Origin of the sequence: Neisseria sp. 83E34 (assembly GCF_001308015.1) — a bacterium.
Taxonomy (GTDB): Bacteria; Pseudomonadota; Gammaproteobacteria; order Burkholderiales; family Neisseriaceae; genus Neisseria.
On sequence record NZ_LGYH01000006.1, the window covers coordinates 101,920 to 128,063 of the forward strand.

23 protein-coding genes are annotated in these 26,144 nt (G+C 49.8%); 9 read left to right on the plus strand and 14 right to left on the minus strand.

What is annotated here, in order from left to right; all coding sequences use genetic code 11:
• Positions 1–93: 93 nt before the first annotated feature.
• Positions 94–957, plus strand: a complete 864-nt coding sequence (locus AKG09_RS07510; RefSeq protein WP_054618830.1) for a phosphoribosylaminoimidazolesuccinocarboxamide synthase — start codon at positions 94–96, stop codon at positions 955–957.
• Positions 958–1,220: 263 nt separating this feature from the next.
• Here the strand turns inward: AKG09_RS07510 and AKG09_RS07515 are convergent, their stop codons facing one another.
• Positions 1,221–2,396: a polyamine ABC transporter substrate-binding protein gene (locus tag AKG09_RS07515; protein ID WP_054618831.1), complete on the minus strand. Its 1,176-nt coding sequence runs from the start codon at positions 2,394–2,396 to the stop codon at positions 1,221–1,223.
• A 362-nt stretch (positions 2,397–2,758) separates the two neighbouring features.
• Between AKG09_RS07515 and AKG09_RS07520 the strand changes: the two genes are divergently transcribed.
• A complete protein-coding gene (locus AKG09_RS07520) occupies positions 2,759–3,283 on the plus strand; it encodes an RNA pyrophosphohydrolase (RefSeq protein ID WP_040667562.1) in 525 nt (174 codons plus the stop codon).
• Positions 3,284–3,519: 236 nt separating this feature from the next.
• Here AKG09_RS07520 and gyrA read toward each other — a convergent pair whose 3' ends face one another.
• Positions 3,520–6,303, minus strand: a complete 2,784-nt coding sequence (gyrA, locus tag AKG09_RS07525) for a DNA gyrase subunit A (RefSeq protein ID WP_054618832.1) — start codon at positions 6,301–6,303, stop codon at positions 3,520–3,522.
• Between the two features lie 451 nt (positions 6,304–6,754).
• Between gyrA and earP the strand changes: the two genes are divergently transcribed.
• On the plus strand, positions 6,755–7,915 hold the full coding sequence (gene earP / locus AKG09_RS07530; protein ID WP_054618833.1) for an elongation factor P maturation arginine rhamnosyltransferase EarP: 1,161 nt from the start codon (positions 6,755–6,757) through the stop codon (positions 7,913–7,915).
• A gap of 174 nt (positions 7,916–8,089) precedes the next feature.
• Entirely contained in the window at positions 8,090–8,650 is a 561-nt protein-coding gene (gene efp, locus AKG09_RS07535) for an elongation factor P (RefSeq protein ID WP_009116903.1), read from the plus strand.
• Positions 8,651–8,752: 102 nt separating this feature from the next.
• On the opposite strand, the gene AKG09_RS07540 is transcribed toward efp, so the two are convergent.
• Positions 8,753–9,331, minus strand: coding sequence for a GNAT family N-acetyltransferase (locus AKG09_RS07540; RefSeq protein ID WP_054618834.1), 579 nt, complete (start codon positions 9,329–9,331; stop codon positions 8,753–8,755).
• A 62-nt stretch (positions 9,332–9,393) separates the two neighbouring features.
• Positions 9,394–9,828, minus strand: a complete 435-nt coding sequence (locus AKG09_RS07545; RefSeq protein ID WP_054618835.1) for a peroxiredoxin — start codon at positions 9,826–9,828, stop codon at positions 9,394–9,396.
• A gap of 135 nt (positions 9,829–9,963) precedes the next feature.
• Between AKG09_RS07545 and AKG09_RS07550 the strand changes: the two genes are divergently transcribed.
• Positions 9,964–11,241, plus strand: coding sequence for a NupC/NupG family nucleoside CNT transporter (locus tag AKG09_RS07550; RefSeq protein WP_054618836.1), 1,278 nt, complete (start codon positions 9,964–9,966; stop codon positions 11,239–11,241).
• A gap of 123 nt (positions 11,242–11,364) precedes the next feature.
• Positions 11,365–12,270: an oxygen-dependent coproporphyrinogen oxidase gene (hemF, locus tag AKG09_RS07555; protein ID WP_054618837.1), complete on the plus strand. Its 906-nt coding sequence runs from the start codon at positions 11,365–11,367 to the stop codon at positions 12,268–12,270.
• A gap of 639 nt (positions 12,271–12,909) precedes the next feature.
• Here hemF and AKG09_RS12195 read toward each other — a convergent pair.
• Genes AKG09_RS12195 through tsaB form a run of 3 tightly spaced genes read right to left on the minus strand, consistent with a single transcriptional unit; the run spans position 12,910 to position 14,876 of the window.
• Positions 12,910–13,758, minus strand: a complete 849-nt coding sequence (locus tag AKG09_RS12195) for a uracil-DNA glycosylase family protein (protein WP_054618838.1) — start codon at positions 13,756–13,758, stop codon at positions 12,910–12,912.
• The gene (gene rimI, locus AKG09_RS07565) at positions 13,752–14,195 is read right to left on the minus strand and encodes a ribosomal protein S18-alanine N-acetyltransferase (protein ID WP_054618839.1); all 444 of its coding nucleotides are present in this window, start codon (positions 14,193–14,195) and stop codon (positions 13,752–13,754) included. The genes AKG09_RS12195 and rimI overlap by 7 nt, the downstream gene beginning before the upstream one ends.
• A gap of 3 nt (positions 14,196–14,198) precedes the next feature.
• Positions 14,199–14,876 carry a tRNA (adenosine(37)-N6)-threonylcarbamoyltransferase complex dimerization subunit type 1 TsaB gene (gene tsaB / locus AKG09_RS07570; protein ID WP_054618916.1) on the minus strand — a complete coding sequence of 226 codons (678 nt, stop codon included), beginning with the start codon at positions 14,874–14,876 and terminating at the stop codon, positions 14,199–14,201.
• A gap of 158 nt (positions 14,877–15,034) precedes the next feature.
• Between tsaB and gluQRS the strand changes: the two genes are divergently transcribed.
• Together gluQRS and AKG09_RS07580 are read left to right on the plus strand one after the other, a co-directional pair.
• Positions 15,035–15,922 (plus strand): tRNA glutamyl-Q(34) synthetase GluQRS, encoded by an 888-nt coding sequence (gene gluQRS / locus AKG09_RS07575; protein WP_054618840.1) that lies wholly within the window; start codon positions 15,035–15,037, stop codon positions 15,920–15,922.
• 529 nt (positions 15,923–16,451) lie between these two features.
• Entirely contained in the window at positions 16,452–18,140 is a 1,689-nt protein-coding gene (locus AKG09_RS07580) for a calcium-binding protein (RefSeq protein ID WP_054618841.1), read from the plus strand.
• 114 nt (positions 18,141–18,254) lie between these two features.
• On the opposite strand, the gene AKG09_RS07585 is transcribed toward AKG09_RS07580, so the two are convergent.
• Entirely contained in the window at positions 18,255–18,605 is a 351-nt protein-coding gene (locus tag AKG09_RS07585; protein ID WP_054618842.1) for an STAS/SEC14 domain-containing protein, read from the minus strand.
• Between the two features lie 69 nt (positions 18,606–18,674).
• Entirely contained in the window at positions 18,675–19,526 is an 852-nt protein-coding gene (locus AKG09_RS07590) for a DMT family transporter (RefSeq protein ID WP_054618843.1), read from the minus strand.
• Positions 19,527–19,815: 289 nt separating this feature from the next.
• Between AKG09_RS07590 and AKG09_RS07595 the strand changes: the two genes are divergently transcribed.
• Entirely contained in the window at positions 19,816–20,202 is a 387-nt protein-coding gene (locus AKG09_RS07595) for an MliC family protein (RefSeq protein WP_054618844.1), read from the plus strand.
• An 87-nt stretch (positions 20,203–20,289) separates the two neighbouring features.
• Here the strand turns inward: AKG09_RS07595 and AKG09_RS07600 are convergent, their stop codons facing one another.
• The 5 genes from AKG09_RS07600 to AKG09_RS07615 all read right to left on the minus strand — a co-directional run bounded on the left by AKG09_RS07600 (position 20,290) and on the right by AKG09_RS07615 (position 26,081).
• Positions 20,290–20,943: a sulfate/molybdate ABC transporter ATP-binding protein gene (locus AKG09_RS07600; RefSeq protein WP_054618845.1), complete on the minus strand. Its 654-nt coding sequence runs from the start codon at positions 20,941–20,943 to the stop codon at positions 20,290–20,292.
• Positions 20,943–21,617, minus strand: coding sequence for a molybdate ABC transporter permease subunit (modB, locus tag AKG09_RS07605; protein WP_054618846.1), 675 nt, complete (start codon positions 21,615–21,617; stop codon positions 20,943–20,945). Before modB ends, AKG09_RS07600 begins: the two co-directional genes overlap by 1 nt.
• A gap of 96 nt (positions 21,618–21,713) precedes the next feature.
• Positions 21,714–21,884: a hypothetical protein gene (locus AKG09_RS11920; RefSeq protein ID WP_156320819.1), complete on the minus strand. Its 171-nt coding sequence runs from the start codon at positions 21,882–21,884 to the stop codon at positions 21,714–21,716.
• 124 nt (positions 21,885–22,008) lie between these two features.
• Positions 22,009–22,758 carry a molybdate ABC transporter substrate-binding protein gene (gene modA, locus AKG09_RS07610; RefSeq protein ID WP_054618847.1) on the minus strand — a complete coding sequence of 250 codons (750 nt, stop codon included), beginning with the start codon at positions 22,756–22,758 and terminating at the stop codon, positions 22,009–22,011.
• A gap of 161 nt (positions 22,759–22,919) precedes the next feature.
• Complete coding sequence (locus tag AKG09_RS07615) at positions 22,920–26,081, minus strand: Ig-like domain-containing protein (protein WP_054618848.1); 3,162 nt, start codon at positions 26,079–26,081, stop codon at positions 22,920–22,922.
• Between the last annotated feature and the right edge of the window lie 63 nt (positions 26,082–26,144).

The following is a 26,144-nucleotide window of genomic DNA, read 5'->3' on the forward strand; positions in this document are numbered from 1 at the left end:
AACACCCGCAGCAAAACTGCGGGTGTTTTTCGTTATAGGTTTAGAATCCTGCTAAAATAACGGTTTCATTAATCAACACAGGATCACAGCATCATGAGCGATATAAGCTTAAAAAAGATTTATTCCGGAAAAGTCCGCGATCTTTACGAGATTGACGATAAGCGTATGCTCATGGTCGCATCCGACCGTTTGTCCGCATTTGATGTGATTCTTGACGACCCTATCCCGGGCAAAGGCGAAATCCTCACCCAAATCTCCAATTTCTGGTTTGGCAAACTTGCCCACATTATGTCCAACCACTTTACAGGCGACACGGTTTACAACGTTCTGCCAGAAGCCGAAGCGCGCAAGCTGGAAAAGCGGGCCGTGGTTGCCAAAAAACTGACTCCGGTTAAAGTAGAAGCTATTGTGCGCGGCTATTTGGCAGGCAGCGGCTGGAAAGATTATCAAAAAACCGGCTCGGTATGCGGCATCAAGCTGCCCGAAGGCATGCAGGAAGCCCAGCAGCTGCCCGAAGTAATCTTCACACCCTCAACCAAAGCGGCGGTGGGCGATCATGATGAAAACATCAGCTTTGAAGAATGTGAAAAAATCATCGGTAAAGAGCTGGCGCAAGAAGTGCGTGACAAAGCCATCCGCCTATACACGGAAGCAGCCGAATATGCCAAAACTCGCGGCATCATCATTTGCGACACCAAGTTTGAATTCGGCCTTGATGAAAACGGCACTCTGACCTTAATGGACGAAGTGCTCACGCCTGACTCCAGCCGTTTCTGGCCGGCAGAGCAATACCAAGTCGGTACCAATCCGCCCTCTTTCGATAAACAATTTGTGCGCGACTGGCTGGAACAAAGCGGCTGGAACAAACAAGCCCCGGCACCGAAAGTGCCCGCAGACGTGATTCGGAAAACCGTGGAAAAATATCAGGAAGCCCTGAATCTATTAACGGCTGATTAAGCGTATCGTGGTGCGCTTCTAAGCCGGTGTAACGTATGCCTGTCTGAAAACTAGAGTTAATCAACTTAACAATAGTACGCTCGTCATACTCGGGCTTGACCCGAGTATCCCGAGCCCCAGTAACTTTAGGAGATACTCTGGTCAAGCCCGAGTATGACGTTATCGTTATTATGTAAGTGGATTGACTATACCAATCAAAAAATGCCTGCCTGAAAAAAGCCCCGTGTTGAGAATGCGGGGCTTTTTTCAGGCAGGCATACGATTTATTTATTCGCTTTAAACTGCTGCCACAAACGGGTTTGCAGTTTCACACCTTGCGGAGATTTCGGCAACACCACAAAGCTCTTAGCTTTAACCTGCTCACTTGGGAAAATCGAATTATCTCCGGAGAATTCTTTTTCCATCAACTCACGCGCAGGTTTGCTGGCCGGAGCATAAGTGACAAAATTACCGTTTTTCGCCGCCACTTTCGGATCAAGCGTGTAGTTGATGTATTTATGAGCATTGGCTACGTTTTCAGCACCTTTCGGAATCATAAACGAATCGATCCAGATACCCACACCTGTTTGAGGCGTCAGCACCTCCAGGTTCACGCCATTACCCGCTTCTTTAGCACGGTTTTTAGCAATGTTCAAATCGCCGCCATAACCGATTGCCACACATAAATCGCCGCCCGCCATATCATTGATATAGCCGGACGAACTGAAGCGTTTGATGTCGCCGCGCACTTTCTTCATCATCTCGGTAGCAGCTTGCAAATCTTCTTCCTTCTCACTATTCGGATCTTTACCCAAGTAATTCAAGGCGAGCGGATATTGCTCGGTCGGGCTGTCAAGAAAGTTGATGCCGCAAGATTTCAGCTTAGAGGTATATTCAGGATTAAACACCAAATCCCACTCGTTTTCAGGCAACTTATCCGTTCCCAAAACTTTGGCAACTTTATCTTTATTGATTGCCAGCGTATTGATACCCCAAAAATAAGGTACGGCATATTTATTGCCGGGGTCAACTTTCGCCATCATGGTCAACAATTCGGGATCGATATTGTTGTAATTGGAAATCAAGCTCTTATCAATCGGCTGATAAGCGCCGGCTTTAATTTGACGGCCTACATTGGCAATCGAAGGCGCCACCAAATCATAACCTGATTTACCGGTAAGCACTTTGGCTTCCAGCGTTTCATTGCTGTCGTAAACGTCATAGCGCACTTTTACGCCATTGGCTTTTTCAAATCCTGTTACAGTTTCCGGATCAACATAATCCGACCAGTTGTAAATATTCAGCTTGCCCGTAGCGGAAGGTGCCGCCGCTTGTTGTTCGGTACTTGCTGCACGGTTTTCTGAGCCACTTGCTTTTTGACCGTCTTGCGTGTTGCCGGAGCCACCGCATGCCGCCAAAAACAAGCCTGCAAGAGCAGAAACCAACAGAGTTTTTTTCATTAGTTTGTCCTTACATAGAAATAAACAAAAAAACATTCCCAAAAGTGCATCGCCTTATATCGCCTTCGCGTTTAAGGGCGCATACAACAAGAGTGGCCGGCCGTCAGTTTGATCAATACGCAAGCATGAATTCGACTACACGGCGGTTGGAGGCAATTAAACGGCAAAACCTTTATCAATGCAAGCAAGAACAGCACAAATATCAACATTTTTTAACGCTTGTCGCATAAAAAGCAGGAAAACATTTTATTCAACCATCATTAGAGATCCCAAAGCAATCCGATTCAGCCCAAGCCTTTTCAGACAGGCATATATATGGGAAAATCGCAGGGTTAATTTTTATTTATGATAAGGGCGACACTATGTTGGACCGAGAAGGATATCGCCCCAATGTCGGCATCATCTTAATCAACGACCGCAACGAAGTATTCTGGGGAAAACGGGTTCGAGAACATTCCTGGCAATTCCCCCAAGGCGGCATCAAGCCCGGAGAAAGCCCGGAAACCGCCATGTACCGCGAGCTGCTGGAAGAAGTCGGCCTTTTGCCGCACCATGTCAGAATCCTGGGCCGCACGCGCGACTGGCTGCGCTATGATGTGCCTACCCATTGGGTGCGCCGCGAATGGCGCGGCTCTTACCGCGGGCAGAAGCAAATCTGGTATTTGTTGAAACTGATCGGCCGCGAAAGCGATGTGCATTTACGCGCAACCAGCCATCCTGAATTTGACGGCTGGCGGTGGCACGAATACTGGGCACCGATAGAAGAAGTAATTGATTTCAAAAGAGATGTTTACCAAGGCGCATTAAGCGAACTTTCCCGATTCCTGAGAAATTTGGAAAGCTTGGAAGATTTCAACATCCGCCAGCGTTTGCTTCAGGAAAAATAAATCATTAAGCACATTGGATAAGTAAATGCCTGTCTGAAATATGGTTTCAGACAGGCATTGTGTTTTTTGACCGTGTTTGGGTTTGGATATAGTTGTGAAATTGGTTCAGGCCCAAAATCAAGGATATTTAAACTTTCAATCTGCTCGTGTAATTGCAGCAGTTAAGTTAGATAGCCAAACCGCAAACGAATATTGACGGCTTGGCTACCAACAAACCTTTCAGACAGGCATCAACATTACTCAGCTTCACCATCACCATCATTGCTTTGAGATGCTTCGTTTTCCACAGCTTGTGCTTCCAATTCAGCCGCTTCGTCCTCCAAACCCTCTTCTTCCGGCTCTTCTGCCACGCGCTCCAAGCTCACCAGTGTTTCGCCTTCATCCAGGTTAATCAGCCTTACGCCCGCTGCTGCCCGGCCGGTTTCGCGAATTTGGTCGACTTTGGTGCGGATAAGCACGCCGCCGCTGGTAATCAGCATCAAATCATCTGTTTGGGCAACCAATGTTGCAGCCACCAATTCCCCGTTGCGTTCGCCGGTATTGATGGCAATATTGCCTTGCCCGCCTTTGCCTTTGCGGCTGTAGTCCGCAATCGGCGTGCGTTTGCCGTAGCCGTTTTCAGTTGCCGTCAACACTTGGAGCGTTTCATCCTGCTCACACTCGGGAGAAAATGTAATCAGGCTGACGATGCGGCCTTCTGAAGGCAAGCGCATGCCTCGCAAACCGCCGCTGCCGCGTCCGGACGGACGGACACCGTTGCCTTTTAGCGCGGAAGTATCACTGTTTTCTTCGCCCTCATGTTCCATCATGCCGTCTGAATCTTCATTTTCCACCTCGTCGGCATCACCGTTACGTTCATAATATTCATTGAAGCGGATCGCTTTGCCCAAGTTCGAGAACAACATGATGTCGCTGGTGCCCGAAGTTCTGGCCACGCCCACCAGTGAATCGCCTTCTTTTAAAGCAATGGCTTTAATGCCTTGCGCCCGCACGTTTTTAAATGCGGATAATTGCACTTTTTTCACCATGCCTTGCGCAGTGGCAAAAAAAACATATTCGTCCTCAGGGAATTCGCGCACAGCCAAAATCGCGCTGACTTTTTCACCTTCGTCCAATTGAATCACATTGTTAATCGGACGTCCGCGGCTGTTGCGCCCGCCTTCTGGTAATTTATACACTTTAATCCAGTGGCATTTACCAAAGTTGGTAAAACACATCAGATAATCGTGCGTATTGGCCACGAATAAGGTTTCGATAAAGTCTTCGTCTTTGGTTGCCGCTGCCTGTTTGCCGCGCCCGCCGCGTCGCTGCGCTTGGTAATCGGTGGTCGGCTGGGTTTTGATGTAGCCGCCGTGAGTAAGTGTTACCACCATTTCACGCGGCGGAATCAGGTCTTCATCGGCAATGTCGCCGCCAAACGGATTGATTTCGCTGCGGCGTTCGTCGCCGAAGTTGGTTTTGATTTCTTCCAACTCTTCATGAATGATTTGGGTAATGCGCTCAGGCTTCGCTAAAATATCTAAGTAATCAATAATCTGCGCCATAATGGTTTTGTAATCATTGACGATGGTGTCTTGATCAAGGCCGGTCAGATTACGCAGACTCATACGCAAAATGGCATCAGCTTGTATGTCGCTCAGGAAATAGCCGCCATTCTGCAAGCCCAATCCGGCAGGCAAACCTTCCGGGCGGGCCATCTGCATATCCAAATCGGTACGCGACAGCATTTCACCCACCAAACCTGATTGCCACGGACGTGACAGCAGTTTTTCTTTCGCCTCGGGCGCATCTGCCGATTCTTTGATGAGTTGGATCATTTCATCAATATTCGATAAGGCTACGGCTTTACCTTCGGCAATATGGCCTTCATGGCGCGCTTTTTTCAAGCGGAACAGGGTTCTGCGGGTAACGACTTCCCGGCGGTGGCGCAGAAACTCGCTTAAGATTTGTTTCAAATTGAGCAGACGCGGCTGGCCGTCGACTAAGGCCACCATATTGATGCCGAAGCTGTCTTGCAGCTGGGTGAGTTTGTAGAGCTGGTTCAACACCACTTCGGCGTTTTCGTTGCGTTTCAGTTCGATCACAACGCGCATACCCGATTTATCGGATTCGTCGCGCAAGTCGGAAATGCCTTCCAACACTTTATCGCGCACCAGTTCGCCGATTTTTTCCACCAGCTTGGCTTTGTTTACCTGATAGGGAATTTCGTCGATGATAATGGCTTCCCGCTCGCCGTGTTTACCGATCGGTTCAATATGGGTTTTACCGCGCATTACCACGCGGCCACGGCCGGTTTTGTAACCTTCGCGCACGCCGCTTAGGCCGTAAATTGTGGCGCCCGTTGGAAAATCGGGCGCTTTGATAATGCTGATTAATTCATCAATATCGGTTTCGGAATCAGCCAACAATTTCAGACAGGCATCAACGGTGTCGGTCAGGTTGTGCGGCGGGATATTCGTTGCCATCCCTACGGCAATACCGGAAGAACCGTTTACCAGCAAAACAGGCAGGCGGGTAGGCAAAACCAAAGGTTCGCTCTCGCTGCCGTCGTAGTTCGGACCGAAGTTAACGGTTTCTTCCTCAATATCGGCCAGTATTTCATGCGAGATTTTCGCCATGCGGATTTCGGTATAACGCATCGCGGCTGCACCGTCTCCATCCACCGAACCGAAGTTGCCCTGACCATCGACCAGTACATAACGCATCGAAAAATCTTGCGCCATACGCACGATGGTATCGTACACAGCGCTGTCGCCGTGCGGGTGATATTTACCGATTACGTCGCCGACGATACGGGCAGACTTTTTATATGCACTGTTCCAATTATTTTTCAGCTCGTGCATGGCATACAGCACACGGCGGTGGACAGGCTTCAGGCCGTCGCGCACATCTGGCAGCGCACGCCCCACAATCACGCTCATGGCGTAATCGAGGTAACTGCGGCGCATTTCTTCTTCTAGGCTGACGGGGATGGTTTCTTTGGCAAAATGATGGTCGTTGCGTGTGGTTGCGTCGGTCATGGTAAGTCTGACAATTAATCGAGAAAAATTATTCGAATTTTAGCATAAACCGAGAATAAAATCTTCTTCGCCTTCATGCTTTCAGGCAGGCTTTCCAACAGGCAGATTTTTTATTCCGAAACGATAAAAATCGATATATCGGGGGTTTCAAAGCTTACCCACAAAAGCTGTGGATAATTTTGTGGACTACTTGTGGGATTTTTACATTTTCCCCGATAAATCAGGTATCGCACCAAGCCTGATTAAAAATTAGTCAATTTGATAAAATATATATTTTTCAAAAACTTAAAATGATTTTCAGCTTGTCAATACTCTAAATTAAATTTTTTCTTAGCGTTTGGTAAAACTATTTTGTCAATGTGGATAAGCAAAATTTTTTTTGCATTTAACGCTTGACAAACACCCAAAGCAGCGTAAAACCTTATCACTCAAAGGTTAACCCATTATCATCATGCAAATTGAAAAAAAATCCCCTGTATGCTGGCTGTTTTGCACAGTCATCGACAACCTTGGCGACATCGGCGTAAGCTGGCGTTTAGCGCAGATTTTAAGTAGAGAATCCGGCATCAGCGTGCACCTTTGGCTGGACGATATCCATGCCCTGCGCACACTGTGCCCCAACCTTCCCGATGCATTGCCATGCAATTATCAGGGGATCTCTCTATATCCGTGGCAACCCGGCAAAAATGCAGAGCATTTGGATAAGGCGCCTCCGCCTGATTTGGTCATCGAAACATTCGCCTGCGATTTGCCGGAAAACGTATTAAATGCCATACGAACACGGCAAGCACTTTGGTTAAACTGGGAATACCTGAGCGCGGAATCCTGGGCCGAGGCAATGCATGGCAAACCCTCGCCTCAGACCGACGGACAACAAAAGTATTTTTGGCTGATGGGCTTTACCGAACGCAGCGGCGGATTATTGCGCGAAAAAAACTATGCAGAGCTGGTTCAATATCAAGCAGAAGATTTCCGCAAATCCTTATGCCTGTCTGAAAAAACAGCACCTGAATGGCTGCTGTTCGGTTACGAAAGCCCGGTTTGGTCGCAGTGGTTACACACTTGGCAGCAAAGCAAATATCCTATAACACTGCTGCTGGCAGGCAAACAAGTGATTCAAAGTTTGCAACGTTCGGGCGCCTTACCCGCCGAAGCCCTACAACGCAATGGCGATATTTTTCAGACAGGCACGGTTAAGCTCGTGCGCATCCCCTTCATACCGCAAAGCGACTTCGACAAATTACTGCATCTGTGCGACGGCGCAATTGTGCGCGGTGAAGACAGTTTTATCCGCGCCCAATTCGCCGCCAAACCTTTTTTCTGGTTCATTTACCCGCAAGAAGAAAACGCCCATATCGAAAAACTGCACGCCTTTTGGCACAAAGCCGCAGCAGACTGGCCGGAGCCCTTAAAGCAGGCCCACCAAAGCCTTTCCGACGAACTCAACGGCGCAAACGTGCTCAGCGCAGAAGTACGGCAGGCAGCATGGCAAACCCTCATAAGCAACCTACCGACTTGGCAGAAGCAAGCAGAAAAGTGGCGCGATTATCTGTTCACGCAACACAGCGCAACAGAAAAGTTGAATATTTTCATTAATTTACACAACACATAACCGGCAAATCATATTTCAAATACACGCAAAAGCACCGGCGGCACAAATGTTACGGCAAGGTACAACAACACCGCACCGGCAATAAAATTGGCCGGCTATAAAATTGCCAAATCCTAAAAAAATAGGCTAAAATAGCACGTTATTTTATTTCAATTGTTAAGTGAGAATCATCCGATGAAAACCGCTCAAGAACTGCGCGCCGGCAACGTATTTATGGTAGGCAACGACCCGATGGTTGTGCAAAAAACCGAATACATCAAAGGCGGCCGCTCCTCTGCCAAAGTGAGCATGAAACTGAAAAACCTGCTTACCGGCGCCGCTACCGAAACCATTTATAAAGCCGACGACAAATTCGACGTAGTGGTTTTGGCACGCAAAAACTGCACATACAGCTACTTTGCCGACCCTATGTATGTATTCATGGACGAAGAATTCAACCAATACGAAGTTGAAGCCGAAAACATCGGCGACAACCTGAAATTCATCGTTGACGGCATGGAAGACGTGTGTGAAGTAACCTTCTACGAAGGCAGCCCGATTTCCGTAGAATTGCCTACCATCATCGTACGCGAAGTGGAATACACCGAGCCTGCTGTTAAAGGCGACACCTCCGGCAAAGTGATGAAAACCGCGCGTTTGGTTGGCGGCACTGAAATCCAAGTGATGTCTTACGTTGAAAACGGCGACAAAGTGGAAATCGACACCCGCACCGGTGAATTCCGCAAACGCGCTTAATGCATGATTGCTTTGAGCGCCCGGTTTAGATACCGACATTCAAAATGCCTGTCTGAAACTTTTCAGACAGGCATTTTTATAATTGAATCAAGATATTTTGTTTCAGCTATCCAGCCGTTCTTCCAAACGCACCTTGGCTTCAGGCCACTCTTCGCGAGTCATGCTGTACATTACGGTATCGCGAACGCTGCCGTCGCGACGGGTTTGAAAACCGCGCAATACGCCGTCTTTTTTCGCGCCCAGCCGCTCGATAGCCTGTTGCGAACGGGTATTGAGAATATCGGTGCGCCAGCCTACGGTGCGGCAGCCCAATGTTTCAAAAGCATGGCGCAGCAGCAGATATTTGCAGGTGGTGTTGGCACGGCTTCGCCAATAGCTTTGGGCATACCATGTATGGCCGATGTCGAGCCGGCTTGCGGGAATATTGATGTCGTGGTAGCTGGTGCTGCCGATAACTTGATGGTTGGTTTCCTCAATCACTGCGAAGGCTAAACGGTTGGGCATATTCAAAGCGGTTTGAATATAGTCGGCAACTTTCCCGGGCTCCGGCGCCGAGGCAAACACCAACCGCCACAATTCGCCATCTTCCGTCGCTTGACACAAGCCTTGCGCGTGTTGCATGCCCAATGGCTCCAAGCGGATGTGGTTAAAGCTGAGTGTGATAGGTTCGGGTGTGTTCATTTATTGTTTATTTCTTAATGCGGATGCCTGTCTGAAACCATTTTTCAGACAGGCATTTTTGTTTATTTGCTTACCGCTTCCAACACTTCCTGCGCGTGCCCTGCCACTTTCACTTTGCGCCATTCGTGCGCGATTTCGCCTTGCTTGTTCAACACAAACGTGCTGCGCTCTATGCCCAGCGATTCTTTGCCATAAAGCTTTTTCAATTTGATCACGTCAAACAGTTTGCACACGGTTTCGTCTTTGTCGCTCAGTAACTCAAACTGAAAACCTTGTTTGGCGCAGAAATTCTGGTGCGACTTCACGCCGTCGCGCGAAATGCCCACCACGGTATAGCCGAGCGCTTTGAATTGATCGAGGCGGGCGTTGAAATCCAGCCCTTCGGTGGTGCAGCCGGGCGTGCTATCTTTCGGGTAGAAATACACAATCAGCGGCAGATGCTCGGCCGACACAAAGTCATTGCCGGAACTGGAAGGCAAGGTAAATTCGTATTTCATGTTTCATCCTTGGATGTGGTGATTTTTTAAGAATACCCGCTAAATATATCACAAGCGTGAAGTTGCAAATGAAAAACCCAACTTTCAGACAGGCTTGTATAATGCACTTAATCTGACTCGCATAAGGACGGCACAATGGTTGTATTACACAGTTTGCTGGGCATGGCGGTATTGATTGCCATCGCCGTTTTATTATCCGCCAACCGCAGAGCCATCAATATCCGCACGGTGGCGGGCGCGTTTCTGATTCAGGTGGCATTGGGCGCGCTGGTGCTTTATGTGCCGCAAGGGCGAGATATGTTGGGCGAAGCTTCCAAAACCATTAGCAATGTAATCGCTTATGGCAACAATGGCGTGGATTTTCTGTTTGGCGGCTTGGTGTCTGAAAAAATGTTTGAGGTGTTCGGCGGCGGCGGTTTTGTGTTTGCCTTGCGCGTGTTGCCGATGATTGTGTTTTTCTCATCATTGATGGCCGTGTTGTACTACATCGGTGTGATGCAGCTGCTCATTAAGGTAATCGGCGGCTTTCTGCAAAAAGTGCTGGGCACGTCCAAAGCAGAATCGATGTCGGCGGCGGCCAATATTTTTGTGGGTCAGACCGAAGCGCCGCTGGTGGTGCGCCCGTATATCCGCAGAATGACCGAGTCGGAGCTATTTGCCGTGATGAGCGGCGGTTTGGCTTCGGTGGCGGGTTCGGTGCTGGCCGGCTATGTGCAGATGGGCGTACCGCTGCCTTACCTGATTGCCGCTTCGTTTATGGCTGCACCGGGCGGCTTGCTGTTTGCCAAGCTTTTGGTGCCGGAAACAGAACAAACGCAAAATGACGCGGAGATATTGGTGGCAGACGAAGAGGAAAAACCCGCCAATGTAATCGACGCAGCAGCCAGCGGCGCGGTTACCGGCGCTCAGATTGCCATTGCGGTAGGCGCTTCGCTGCTGGCTTTCGTGGCATTAATTGCGATGATCAACGGTATTATAGGCGGCGTTGGAGGCTGGTTCGGCCACGGCGGTTTGACGTTGCAGGCGATTTTGGGCTGGCTGTTCTCGCCGCTGGCTTGGGTAATCGGTGTGCCGTGGAGCGAGGCGGGAATTGCCGGCTCTCTCATCGGGCAGAAAGTGGTGATTAACGAATTTGTGGCTTATTCCGAATTTGTGAAATATTTGAAACCGGAAGCCGCCGTGCAACTGAGCGACACCACCAAAGCGATTATTTCTTTTGCCTTGTGCGGCTTTGCCAATTTGGGTTCGATTGCGGTATTGGTCGGCGGCCTGAGCATTATGGCGCCCAAACGCCGCAAAGATGTGGCGAGGCTGGGCATTAAAGCAGTGGTTGCCGGCTCTCTGTCCAATCTGATGAGCGCCGTGATTGCGGGTTTGTTTATCGGCTTGTCGGGTGCATCGGTGCTCGGCTGATGCGGCAATCTGATGCCTGTCTGAATCGGATTTCAGACAGGCATTTTTAACCGCTCCGCGATATAATGCCTGTCTGAAAACAAGCAGCGCGGGTTTCCGCGAAGCGAACACCAAAGGACAATCATGCAGACACAAGTTGTTTTAAACGCTTTGCAGCAATTGCAAAACCGTATCTGCGCGGCGCTGGAAGCGGAAGACGGCGCGGCGCGTTTTGTTGCCGACCTCTGGCAGAGCAAGCTGGGCACAGGCGAAAGCCGCGTATTGAAAAACGGCGCCGTGTTCGAGCAGGCAGGCGTAAACTTCTCCCACGTAAAAGGCGCTGCCATGCCCGCTTCGGCCACCGCGCACCGCCCCGAGCTGGCCGGCGCGCCCTTTGAAGCAATGGGCGTTTCGCTGGTGATTCACCCGAAAAACCCGTATGTGCCCACCAGCCATGCCAACGTGCGCTTTTTCATCGCCTATCCCGAAGGCAAAGCGCCGGTTTGGTGGTTTGGCGGCGGCTTCGATTTAACGCCGTTTTATCCGTTTGAAGAAGACATCGTGCATTGGCATACGGTGGCACGCAACGTGTGCCTGCCATTCGGTGAAGGTGTGTACGAAGAATATAAAAAATGGTGCGACGATTATTTCTATCTGAAACACCGCGGCGAAACCCGCGGCGTGGGCGGCTTGTTTTTCGACGATTTAAACCGTTGGGATTTCGATGCTTGTCTGAATTTTATCCGCGCGGTGGGCGAAGGTTATATCGAAGCCTACGCGCCGATTGTAGCCAAGCGCAAAAACACGCCCTATGGCGAACGCGAGCGGCAGTTTCAACTCTACCGCCGCGGCCGCTATGTGGAATTTAATCTGGTGTGGGATCGCGGCACTCTCTTCGGCCTGCAAAGCGGCGGGCGCACGGAAAGCATTTTGATGTCGATGCCGCCGCTGGTGCGCTTTGAATACTGTTACGAGCCGGAAGCAAACTCGCCGGAAGCACGGCTGAATGAATTTTTGAAGCCGAGGAATTGGCTGGAAAAGTTAGCTTAACAATCAAAATGCCTGTCTGAAAAATGTTTTCAGACAGGCATTGTTAATTTAACCTAAAGTGAATCAACCTAAAAATCGAACGCCTGTCATACTCGGATTTGACTCGAATATCTAACTTTGCGCCGATTATGACTAAATAATCCGGTTACTCTTTCAGTTCCCCATTATTGCAGATTGCGCTTCATGGCCGCGCGGCCACTTACTTTCTTTGCTTCGCCAAAGAAAGTAAGCAAAGAAAAGCGACCGCGGTTGCCGGTTTGCTACGCAAACTGCCCTCACTACGCGTGCTTTTCGGGGCGGCCGCTAGTCGCTACGCTCCGGGAGCGGCCTTACTCCCCCGAAAATCCCGCTCCGTTCGGCGGCGCCAGCGGACAAGCCGTTGTAACAAAGGTTACTGAAACCCAAGATATTCAGAACGGATGCTTGTATAGCGAATAAACTTATTTTTATTATGTTTTCGTCATGTTCGGGCTTGTCCCAAGCGTCTTGAATTCCTGTAACCTTAGAAGATGCTTGGGTCAAGCCCGAACATGACGAACGTATTATTTTGTAGGTTTATTTGCTATAGCGAACAGAATTCGTCATAAAAACCAAAATGCCTGTCTGAAAATGTTTTCAGACAGGCATTGTCAATTACGCCTATTTCAACGCTTCCCGCAGCCGCTTCAATTCCGCCCACGCTTCGGCCTTTTGCTGCGGATGGCGCAGCAGGCGGGCGGGATGGGGAACGGTAAATACAGGCAGGTTGCCGCATAGTTCGTCCATAATTTCCGCCTGCTCGGGCGCAGCGAAAAACTGGCCGAGAAACAGCACGGCGTGCGGCTCGGCAAGCTCGAGTTCTGCACGGATGCGCGGCAATGCGCGGGCGAGCTTGGCAGCATCGGGATTGGGATTGAATTCGGTAGCGTCAAGCCAGCTGGTCGGGTGGCTTTGCTGCATGTTCATGCCGATGGCGGCCAGCATATTGTCCAAAAGTTCGCCCACTTTGCCGCTGAAAAGCCGCCCTGCGATATTGTCTTCCGGCGACGGGCAGATGCTCACGATCATGAGCTTGGCCGGGCGCACGGTTTCAGACAGGCGTTGTTTATGGCGGGCTACGGTGTTATCCGGATCGGGCTGCGGCTCCGCCGGAACGGCCTGTTGCGCCGCCGCCTCGGCTTCTGCTTCCCATTCTTTCTGGCGCAGGGTTTTCAAGCCCAATGAAGCCAACGTGGCGGCATGTGCACCTGAAATCGGTGCGGTCGGCGCGACACGACGCGGTGCGGCGGGTTCGTGCGGCGTAGGCCGGGCGGCTTGCTGGACCGGTTTGGCCACCGTATTTTCCGGCGCAGCCGCCTGTTTTTGAAACTGCGGTAAAGCCGCTGCTTCGACAGCTTCAACCACGCCCGCTGGTTCGGATTCGGCAGGCAGCACAACGGTGCCGCGTTTCAGCCACATAGGGCCTAATCCGAGCGCTTCGTGCAGGTGAAGATAGCGGCTGCTCAGCATGTTTTCTCCATAATCAGGGCGTCTTCGCGCCGGTTTCCGGGTAGGGAATAATAATCGCGGCGGCGGCCTGTGTGCGTAAAACCGTGTTTCAAATATAAAGCTTGCGCGTTTACGTTGCTTGCGCGCACCTCCAAATAATAATGCGTTGCACCTTCTTCAATGCCTGTCTGAAACCATTTCGCCATCATGGCAGATGCAATGCCGCGGCCCCGGTGCTCCGGCACGGTGGCAATCAGGTGCAGCTCGGAGGTTTCAAACAGCGTGTGCCACACGATAAAACCCAACACAGCGCCTTGATGCTCTGCCAGCAGCACGGTTTCGTGTTGATTGGCGAGCGCACCGGCAAACTGCGCTTCAGACCACGGCGAAGGATTGCACACGCTGTCGATGGCAGCGAGCGCGCGGCAATCTGCGGCGGTAGCGGGGCGGATATTCACGGCTTATCCCTGCGCTTTGCGCTCGGCCTGCTCTTTGGCAGTGAGCGCAATTTTGTTGCGCACATAGAGCAGCTCGGCAGCCGCTGCGTCGGTGGCGGGATACCGGCCGCTTTGCGCCAAGTTTAAATAGGTTTCGGCAGTGGGCATCTCGGGCGCGCCGTCAAACGGCGGCGGTTCGGGCAAGGCAAAAGCATTGCCGATGCCTTGCGGGGTTTGGGCATTAGCAGGCAAGGCAATGTCTGCTGCTTTACCTACTTGATAATCGCTCAGGCGGCGGTGGTGTTTCGTATCAAACCATGCGTAAAACACTTCACCCATGCGCGCGTCGGTGGCGGCCAATACGCATTCTGCATCAGGAATCCGGTAAGCAACGGCATCCAAACAGGGAATGCCAATCAATAATGTGCCGTAAGGCGCAGCCAAACCTTGCCCCACCGCCGCACCGATACGCAAGCCGGTAAACGCACCCGGGCCTTGCGCATAAACAATCGCGGCCAAGTCGGCAGCTGCAATGCCTGCCTGCCCGAGCAATTCGCCGATTTTCGGCAAAATCAGATCGGACTGGCGATTGCCCGCTTCTTGGTGAAACAGGAATGTTTGGCCATTGGCGCTCAGGGCAAGGGATAAAGAGGATGTGCTGGTATCAATAGCGAGCACGGGCTTGGAGAAATCGGCTTGCATGGTCATTCAGATTGTTTTTTCAGACAGGCATTATAGCATTTAGGTGCTATTTCGGACGCGCCGAAATGGAGTAGAATGCCTTATCGTTTTTTCAGACAGGCATATCGCGGCAAAAATGCCTGTCTGAAATATTTTCCACTTTCGACACCACTCAAATCATGTATATCGGACGTTTCGCCCCCAGCCCTACCGGCCTGCTCCATATCGGCTCGCTGCTTACCGCACTGGCTTCTTATGCCGACGCCAAATCGCAAGGCGGCAAGTGGCTGGTGCGCATGGAAGATTTGGATCCGCCGCGCGAAATGGCAGGCGCGGCGGACGATATTTTGCACACACTGGAAGCGTTTGGCTTTGAATGGGACGGCGAGGTAGTCTACCAGAGCCGTCGTCATGACTTGTATGAAGCAGCGCTGGCAAATTTAAAACAACGGGATCTGGTGTATCCCTGCTATTGCAGCCGCAAACGCTGGCAGGCAGCGGCAGCTTCGGGCGCAGACGGTTTTGTGTACGATGGGCATTGCGCGGTACAGGGCTACACGCCGCCGCCAAACGCAAAAACACCCGCCTGGCGCCTGCGTGTGCCGGATGAAACCGTCGGGTTTGATGATGCGGTGGTTGGGCATTATGCGCAGAATCTGGCGCGCGATATCGGCGATTTTGTGCTATTGCGTGCAGATGGTTTCTGGGCATATCAGCTGGCAGCGGTGGTGGACGATGCCGAACAAGGCATCACACACATCGTACGCGGGCAGGATTTACTGGTTTCCACCCCGCGCCAGATTTGGCTGCAACGCTGCTTGGCCTTCAACACACCACATTATGCCCATCTTCCGCTACTGGTGAACTCTTTTGGCCAGAAATGGTCGAAGCAAACACTTGCACCGGCTCTGGACACGCAAAAACGTGAAGATTTACTGCGACAGGTAATGGCTTATCTGAATCTGCCTGCCGCGCCCGCAAAAGTTCACCCGCGCGAATTGCTGGATTGGGCAGTAACACATTGGAACATAAACAAAATGCCGAAAGCAGCGATTAAAACCGAATAAGTTGTTCACCCCATGTAAAACTTATCCCACCCCAATCTATATTCAGACAGGCATTCCGTTATATACAGCAACATACTTGTATAACAATGCCTGTCTGAATATTATTAATTCAACCCTTAACGATTAAATCACCCAAAATATCAAACGCAAATAAAATAATAACACATAAAACTATCTATCAATCAAATAAAACATTAAAAATAACTTTAAGGATAATAGTTTTATTTTGTGTTATGTTTTATAAAAATGGATTATTTCCGTATTTTTTTTGTTTAATTTATATTTATTTACTTGGTATAATCGAATAGCATCATCAAACACATTCCGATAAGCGCCGGTTATTCATAATAATTGAATTAACCTTTTTGGCTTTGATATAAATGTTTTTACTATTTTCAGGCAGGCATCCTCGGATGAAACAGCCCGCCGTTCCATCAATTTAATAAAAACAATCCCTATAATAATTTCAATAACAATCACGGCCAGTTAAAAATTCCAACCGGCCGATAAATAAACAGAGAGGTTAATTATGAGCGTTACACAATGGTTTGAAGTAAACGGCTACGACAGCCGCAAAGCAAATGAGCAAGGCAGCTTCAGTACCAATAAGCAATCCATCACATTCAAAGGTCAGGTTGATCCGGCCAGTACCGAAGTGAAAATCTATACTTACCGCACAGCCAAAGAAACCAACGGCCAAACCGCAGTAAGGGAATATTTTACCACCGTTGATAAAAGCCAGATTAAAGAAGACGGTACTTTCACTGCCCACGGCCTCACCGAAATGAGTGGTGATGTAAGCTTCGAGCTGCAAGCGGCATCTGCCTCAGGCAATGTAACCGTAACCCGCATCGCCGGCACGGTGGACGGCAACAACCAAAGTATGCAGGTCATTTCCGAAGATGCCGTGATGAACTCAGATTATAACGGCAACTGGCACAGCTATTCCCGCGACATTGATATCAAAGGCAAAGTAGAACCCGGCAGCAAAAATGTGCGTGTTAAGGTAGACCGTGAAAACTACAACATCAACGATGTTGATGAAAATGGCAATTTCACCTTATCCCTAAAAGACTTAAATGCCGGCCAACACACGTTTACTTTTAAATCCACCGATGCCGACGATAATCAGGGGAAAGATGTCTACACCATCAGCACAGGCCGCAAATACGGCGGCGGAGCGGTGGTTATCGATCAGGATGAAAACGCATTTATGCGCAAAGGTCAGGAAAGCCTGAGCGGCAACGTGTTAACCGATTATTTTATTGAAAAAGGCAGCAAAGATCCCGGCATTCTGGGCTTCAGCGCCAACGGTAAGGATGCGGCTGCGGGCGAAGTGTTAACCATCGACGGTGTGGGCACAATCCAAATGCAATTTAACGGCCAATATGTGTTCAAACCGGTTGAAGGCTTTAGCGGCCGTGTGCCTGACATTACCTACCATGTAGCTAACGGCACGGACACCGACTATTCGGTATTATCCATCCGCGTGAACGACACCAGCGGTAACGCTTATACCGAGAGCCTTATCGTAGCGGACAACGCCAACGGTGCCAACAACGAACTGCAAGGTCGCTTGGTTAATGACGTATTAATCGGCGATACGCGCAACACTTTCAACAAGGGCACTGGAGATGACACCGTTGTATATACCGTAAAAGCCACCAATGACACCATTGAAGGCAACAACGGTCACGACATTCTCTTCGGCGACAACATCAGCACCGAAAAGCTCAACTTCACTGCACCCGACGGCAGCACTGCCTACGAAGCCCTGCGTGCTTATGTAGAACAAAATCTGGACAACAACAGCGATGATGCCGTGCGCAGCTTTATCGCCGGCAACTGGTCTAGCCTGCTCGACAGCAGCGGCAACGGCGGTAACGACATCCTGCGCGGAGAGGTCGGCAGCGATATTCTGATCGGCGGCGCAGGCAATGACATCCTCGACAGCGGCGAAGGTTATGACAAATATGTATTTGTAACCAACAGCAACAGCGGTCGTGACGTTATAAAGGATTTCAACCTAGCTAAAGACAAACTGGTGTTTACCGAAGCCTTGAACGATAAAAACGCTTCTTGGAATGATGCCACCCACACGCTGACCTTTACCGGCGTGAAAGACGGTCACACTTATAAAAACACCATTACATTCCAAAACTTTGAAACCGGTATGACACTGGAAGACGTGTTGAAAACACAAGAAGTATTGGGCTAACCGGTCATCTTGTCCGTAAAAAATGCCTGTCTGAACATATTTTCAGACAGGCATTTTATTCAGCCATTCTCAAACGCCCGTAAGCCTAAGCACCGGATTCAAACAAACAAAACCTCAAGCATCCGACTTCAACCACGCCTGAGCAGAGGCCACATCGTCGAAATATTTAGGACGCTGATTGGTGAGCAGGCTGGAAATGTGCGTGCCTAAGCGAATCCATACATCATCTACTACAATCGCAATACGGCCGAATTCATCTTCATGCTCGCGCAAAAACTTAAGCTGCTCGATTGCCATATCGATTGTAAAATCTTTAAGCATAGACAAATCCAGCAGCAAATCCGGACGGTGGATACGTTTAACCGTACTCAGCGCGGCTTCTTCAAAGCTACGGAAATCTTCCAGCGTAAACTCATTGTAAAGCGCAATGTCCAAGCCGTAGTCTTGTTCTCGGATCGAAATCATTTTGTTCTCCTTATCTTTTTGTATTTACCGAACATCGCAATGCCTGTCTGAAACCGCTTCGGCATGCCGCTATTTTTTCAGCGCACTCAACACGCCGCTCAACACTATAATAACCATCCCCAGCCATTCTTGCCAGCCGATTTTATCACCCAGCCAAAAAATGCCCACCAGCGTGGAAAACACCACCGTCAGATACGCCAGCGCCGCTACCGTGAATTTCCGCCCCACTTTATAAGCATGCGTCATCGCAAGCTGCGCGCCCATCGCCGAAGCACCTATACCTAAAAGATAGAGCCATGCCAATCCCGAAGGCATATGCCAGCCGGAAACCGTTGCCCACGCCCCGCCCATCACTGTGCCAACCAGCGAAAGATAAAACACCACCCGCCAGGCCGGTTCTCCCAATAAAGAAAGCTCGCGCACCTGCAAATATGCCCATCCTGCCAATAAGCCGCCCAGCAAACCCACCAAGGCTGCAACTTCCTGCCCGCTCTTAAAGGAAGGATTCAGTAGCAATACTACACCTACAAAGCCTAAGGCCAACATCAGCTGCGTGTAAGCCGGAATTTTTTCTTTCAGCACCAAAAACGACAGCAAAGCTAAAAAAATCGACGAGGTATAACTCAGCGTTACCCCCGTGGCCAGCGGCAGGTGTATTACCGCATAAAAAATGCAAAACATACCCAAAGTGCCCGAAATGCTGCGGTTCAGATGCGCTTTGAGGTGTGGTGTGGTAAATTTTTTGCCTTGTGCCTTGGCCATCACACCCAACACTACAGCCGCAAACGCCATACGCCAAAACACCAGCTCTCCCGTGCCGAAACCATATTGTCCGGCTTCCTTAATCCATAAATTCATCAGCGTGAAAAGCGCTGCCGCCACCACCATCCAGCCCGATCCAAGCATATCGCGTTGATTCATTTGTATATTGAACACTATTAACAGATCGAATATCTTAACATGTTTTCAGACAGGCATTACGCTTCTTTAAAAAAGCGGCATACAAGCCCACTTCAAAATCTATTAAAGCTCAAACAAACCGTCATCACTATAATTAATGTATTTAAAAGACATAACCTCTGCGAACTTTCAGCAGCATGACGTAAATTCGAGTTAAACAGGTTTGCCTATTTCCGCTACTAGCCATAGTATGGAAATCTGCCAGCGGCATGGTGCGGCTGGTCATTATCCATTTTTGGAGAGAATAAACATGAAAATAAAATCTTTACTGTCTGTTGCTGCTGTTTTAGCTTTGGCTGCCTGTGTGGCACCTGTTTCTAACCAAACTCACAGCCACGACCACGGTCATCATGATCACGGTCACAGCCATGCTCAAAGCGGTTCTACAAAACAATTTAGTTGCGACAACGGCTTAACTGTTCAAACCCGCCAGTTGGGCAATAACAAAATTGAATTGGCAATGGAAGGCAAACAAGCCGTATTGACTCAAACCCGTTCTGCTTCAGGCGAACTTTATACCGCCGATAAAGGCCTGTTCGGCAGCGGCGCCCAATGGCATGCGAAAGGCGGCGAAGCATTCTTCAGCTTTGCCGATCCTTACGGCAATAAAGTAGAGACTTCTTGCAACGCTATGTAAGCAGCATTTCATGATGAAAACGCATCCTCTCATACAGGATGCGTTTTTTTGTTTAGTCCAACTCAAAATATCTTTTCAGACAGGCATTCAGTTTACACGCGTCAGCCTACCGGCTTCCATCCGCCATATTTGATCGGCCAAAGCCTCGGCATCCTGCCTATCGTGCGTAATCAGAATCAGCGGTACGCCTTGCTCTCTGGCGAGTGCGCCCACTTCCTGCCGCATTTGTCCGCGCAGATCCGTATCAAGTGCGGAGAAAGGCTCGTCGAGCAACAAAAGCTTCGGCCGGTTTGCCAAAGCGCGCGCTAAAGCGGTGCGCTGCTTCTGACCTCCGGAAATTTCACTGGGATAATGCGCGGCCACATGGGAAAGCTGCATTCTCTCCAGCCACGAAGCAGCCTGCTCTTGGGCATGTTTCTGTTTGGGGTTGGCAAGCCCTTTATTGAGGCCGAACGCAATGTTTTGCGCCACCGTTAAATGTGGAAATAAAGCGTAATCCTGAAACACCAACCCTACCTGCCGCTCTTGAGGCGGCAGATGCCGTTTGCCGTCAAACCACTGCTCGCCTTGAATACGGATATAACCCGAATCGGCTTTTAACAAACCTGCGAGCATATTGAGCGTCAGCGTTTTGCCGGAGCCCGACGCGCCGAGAATGGCGATATTCGCTGAATCCGACTGCAACGAAACGTCTAATTCAAATGCGGCAAATTTTTTCTGCAAAGAGAAATCAAACAGCATTACGCTTTCCTTTCCTTACCGCCCGCCACACGGCCGATGGCCAACAGAATTACCACACACACCACTGAAATCAGCAATACCAAACTGTTCGCAAGCGAATCATTGCCCGCCTGAACCGCTTCGTAAACAGCAATGGAAAGGGTTTGCGTTTCATTAGGAATGCTGCCCGCCACCATCAACGTGGCACCAAACTCGCCCAAAGCGCGTGCAAACGCCAGTAATACACCGGCCAAAATGCCGCGCCAGGCCAAAGGCAGGCTTACTCGGAAAAACACGGCGGTGGCGCCCAAGCCAAGTGAACGGGCGGCCTGCTCGAGCTGCGGATTCACATTTTCAAATGCCGCCCTTGCGGGTTTGAAAATAAGCGGAAAGGTCACCACCATGGCGGCAATCACAGCACCCTGCCAAGTAAAAATCAGCGTGATACCGAAATGCTCTTGCAGCCAACTTCCCAAAGGGCCTTTACGCCCAAGCAACACGAGCAGGTAATAACCGAGCACGGTTGGCGGCATGACCATCGGCAAAGTGAGCACCGTATCCAAAAAATCTCGTCCGAAAAATTTTAGGCGCGCCAAAGCAAAGCCCGCCGCAGTGCCGACAATAATATTAAGCAACGTAGCCAGTCCGGCTACTTTCAAGGAAAGGTAAAGGGTTATGAGGATGGGTTCGGTCATAGGGTAAGTTAAACGTTTTCAGACAGGCATAGGTTTTATAATCGAAAAACTTAAAAATAAACATATTTGAGCGGTCTGAAATCACGATTGCTATAATCAATAAACTTTTTTTAATGCAAGGCAGTAAGCCGCAGACAGTACGAGTGGTACGACAAGGCGCAGCAACGCCGTAGCAAAGTTAAGTTTATTGGCTATATCGCCCCGCCCTCCGGTGTAGCCGAACAAAGCGGGCTTTTCAGGGAAAGCAAGGCCGGTTTTGGATTTCACTCAGGCCAAACCCGAGCATGACAAATATATTCTTTTTAAGTTGATTCACCATGGCTACAATCTCTATAAATTTCAGACAGGCATTGTGCCTGCAAACACAATGCCTGTCTGAAAATTACCGAGATTAAGGTTTGGTGAAGCCGTATTTTTGCAATACTGCTTGCCCTTTAGTCGAAAGAATATAATCGGCAAAGCGCTTGGCTTCGGCGTGTTGCTTGCTGTCTTTCGCTACGGCAATCGGGTAAGTCACCGGCTTATCCAGCGGCACAGTCCACAACACTTTCACTTTGTCTTTCTGAATCTGCGCATCGGTGTTGTACACAAAACCGGCTTCCACTTCGCCGCGCGCTACATAATCAAGCGCCTGGCGTACGTTTTGGGTGTTGATGATTTTCGGGGTAATCGAAGCCCAAACACCGGCTTTTTCCAAAGCGGCTTTAGCATAGCGGCCTGCGGGCACGCTGTCCGGGTTGCCCACGGCGATACGTTTCACACTGCTTTGCTCCAAATCTTTCAAGCCTTTAACTGTCAGCTTGCTGTCGCCGGGCGCCACAACCACCAGGGTATTGCGTGCAAAGTTTTTGCGCGTGGCCGGCTCAATCAGGTTTTGCTCGCCAGCCATATCCATGGTTTTCTGATCGGCAAATGCCAATACATCAACCGGCGCGCCTTTAGCCGCTTGCTGCAACAAAGCGCCTGAAGCGGCGGTGTTCAGTTTGATTTTGGCATCGGGATATTGTTTTTCGTATTGAGCGGCGATTTCTTTAAAAGCATCGCTCAGGCTGGCAGCAGCCGATACGGTGATTTCAGCTGCAAACGCAGCCGGCATAGCGGCAGTTAGCGCCAGTGTAAATAATGTTTTGCGAAGATTCATATTCTTTCCTTTTTTGATATCGGTTTCATAAGCGAAGGTGTTTATAGCATGCGGTAAATATGCTTTTTATACTACTTGTCGGTTAATACTAAAGTATTAGTTTTCGGCACTAAAAAATGCCTGTCTGAAAGTTTTCAGACAGGCATTTTTTAGATACATGCTCATACAACCACAAAGATGTTTTGTGCCGATTGTTCGCTATCCAATGCAAGCTTGGCAAACGCAACTGCACCGCCGCTTCCCGCTCCGTCGGCATCATAATAAAGTGTACCTTTATCATAAACCAAACGTGTTCCCGCCGTGGCTTTGTCAGCGCCGAATGCCAGCATGGCATCGGTAATGTTATCCATGCCGAATACAAGGCTGCTTAAGCCGATTTTGTCGGTACCGGACTGAAAATCGGTGATGGTATCAATCGAACCGTCAAGCGGAGTATTAAACACAAATGTGTCGGCACCCGCTCCGCCGGTAAGCGTGTCGCTGCCTTTGCCGCCCACAATCACATCATTACCTGCTTTGCCGTTGAGCACATTATCGGCACTGTTGCCGACAACCCGGTTGTCGCCGTCGTTCCCCGTGCCCCTGATAGCGGTCTCTCCCAGCAAAGTAAGGCTTTCGAGATGCTCGGCAAGCTCAAAGTTGTTTGTACTCATCACGCTGTCGTCGCCTTCGTTTGCCGCTTCGACTATGCGGTCATACACGCTGTCAACGTAATAAATATCATTGCCTGCACCACCCGTCAGCGTGTCGTTGCCCGCTCCGCCGTCGAGAATGTCGTTGCCTGCGCCGCCGTTGATGGTATCGTTGCCTGCGCCGCCCTCAATCAGGTTATCCGCCTCATTTCCAGTCAACTGATCGCTGTAGCGCGAACCAATCAGATTTTCAATCTGTGTGCCGTAGCCGATAAAAGCCTGCCCGACAGTATAGATGCTCTTCACGGTTTCTTTTACATAATCACCCGCAGCTTCAGACCAAACTTTGCTGTTTCCCAGGCCGAATGCCTGAGGCACATTAACCAGCTCGTACCCCTGATGAATAAAGTAGCGGCTTTTTTCGCCGATATAGTTCCACGAACCGGGCTCCAGGCTGGCAGTCACACCCGCCCATGCGTCTGAAGCATCGAATGTATCGGTGCCTTTGCCATCCCAGATATACACGCCACCGTCGCTAGTGCGGTTGAAGCTGGAGAAAGTGTAGATGTCGTTACCGCTTCTCTGGCCAGGATTAACGCCAAAGTTATAATGCAGCGCTGCCAAATCGAAAACGCGTAAATCAAGCGTACCTACGCTGTCTCCGGGTGTATAAGACATCAGGGTATAACTGAACTCGTCTTCTTCCGCCGCCAAATCTTCGCTTTTATTCAAATTGCTTTTACTGTCGGGATTGTTGCCGCTGTCTTCATTGAAAGGGTGCTCGAAACCAAAACTGTGCATCACTTCATGTAACAGCGTAAGGGCGCCGTTATAGTGGCTAAACGCATCATCCTCTGAAAACAATTGGGTTGATAAATGTACGTCACCGCCCGGATAAGCATAGCCCGCGGTATCATGGTTATCCCCCGAGTTTTTTTCGGCTGAAGTCATATCGTCAAGATAAAGCACCATATCCGCCGATTCGACATCATCGGTTTCGATTAATGTGATACCGGTATATTTGGTATAGCTTTCAAACAAAGCCCGAATGTCGTTTTTCTGATTCTCACTAAACGGCATACCGCCATTGAGCTTCTCCCCTGTTCTGCGGTCAATTTTGCTTTCGGGATCAAACGCGTAATGAACGGTCAAAGCACTGCCCGGGCCGCGCCAGTTGGACGTATTATCAAGATAACCGAAAGAGAGGCCTTTATCCTGAAAACTGCCGTCGCCCAATGCGCGGATAAAATAGGGCAGATTTTTGTTGCCCGATTCGCCTATATCGCCGCCATCAGGCGTTTCTTTTACGGCATAAGTATCCCTGTCTGAAACAGAAATGGTTTCGCCTTCCGCATTTTTAGTGTTCAACACGGCGCTCAAGGTGTGGTCGGTATCGGCATAAAGGTCGCTGTTTTTCACTTTCACGCTGAAGGTTTTGCCCTTACCTACCGAAGTGCTGTATTCGGTACCATTTACGGTAACGATAACCTTATCACCGATTTTGCCGGCCCCGCTTACCGAACCGTTGATTTCTGTTACCAGTGCATTGCCGGCAGCGGCATCCACGCTGTAATTGCCGTTTTTATCTTTCAGCAGCAAACCGTCAGTAAAATCAACGCTCAAACCAGATAAATCCGCATCCCGAGGAAAGCCGTGATGAAGCTCGTACTCACCGTTACCGCGTTCAGTAACAAACGAAAACGCGCCTTCGGTATATTTCACCCAAACACGCTCGCCTTCCGCTTTGGCCAAGTCATTCAGATTGGCCTTGAAACTGAACGAACCGTCTGCACTATTGACGCTTGCACGGTAAATCTGGCTGCCGATGCCGATTTCCAAAGCGCTAATCCAGCCGTTTTGAATATATTGCTGAAGCGCAGCATGTTCACTTGAAACCTTGCCGCCAAGCGTAACAATGTCGTCTGCCCCGCTCTCTCCGACCACATCGCTTTTCGCCACCACGGAATTCAAGCGGATTTGTGCGGCCACCTCGTTTTGCAGTTTGTAGCTCTGACTCACCGATTCACCGCCATTTGCCGACGCAGTCACCACATACTTGCTGCTGCCAACCAGATCGGAAGCGTTGACTTTCACACTGAATGTTCCGTTGGGCGCAACTGATGCCTGATACGTTTTACCATTCACATTAATCTGCACTTCATCTCCGGCAGCAGCACCTTGTGCAGAACCACTGATCGTAACCGGAGCCTGCGCTTCGGTAACGTTCAACACACCGTCGCCGGTAATCTTATCAAGCTTTAAAGTGATTTTCCGGCCTCGGTTTTCATTAGAAGAAGAACCTCCTCCGCCCGAGCTGCCCGCCGCAGCCGCGATAGCACCGATACCCAGCAACACACCTGCACCAATTGCCGCTTTGGTTCCTATACCCACTTCTTCCGCCAGCATCGGCTTCCCCTGCAACGGCGCTACCGTTGTTTCGCCGTTTACGAAGTCCGCATTATATCGGTAATATCCCTTGATTTCCGCCACCGGCTGCTCACTGTTTTTCGGCAGCAGAAGCAAATCTTCGCCTTCCTGCTTGGCAATCACATCAACCAAATTACCTTCCGCATCATACACAGCAAAAACCTCACCGCTATGCGCCTCCACTTGTACAGGCAAAGCAGCATCCGCATAAATTATCTCCGAACTATTGTCTTCGCGTGTGATTTTCAGTTGATAATTGTTCATTTATTTCATCTCTAAAAGGTTACACTAATTTAACTATCACGATTTCGACAGGATTATACTTAC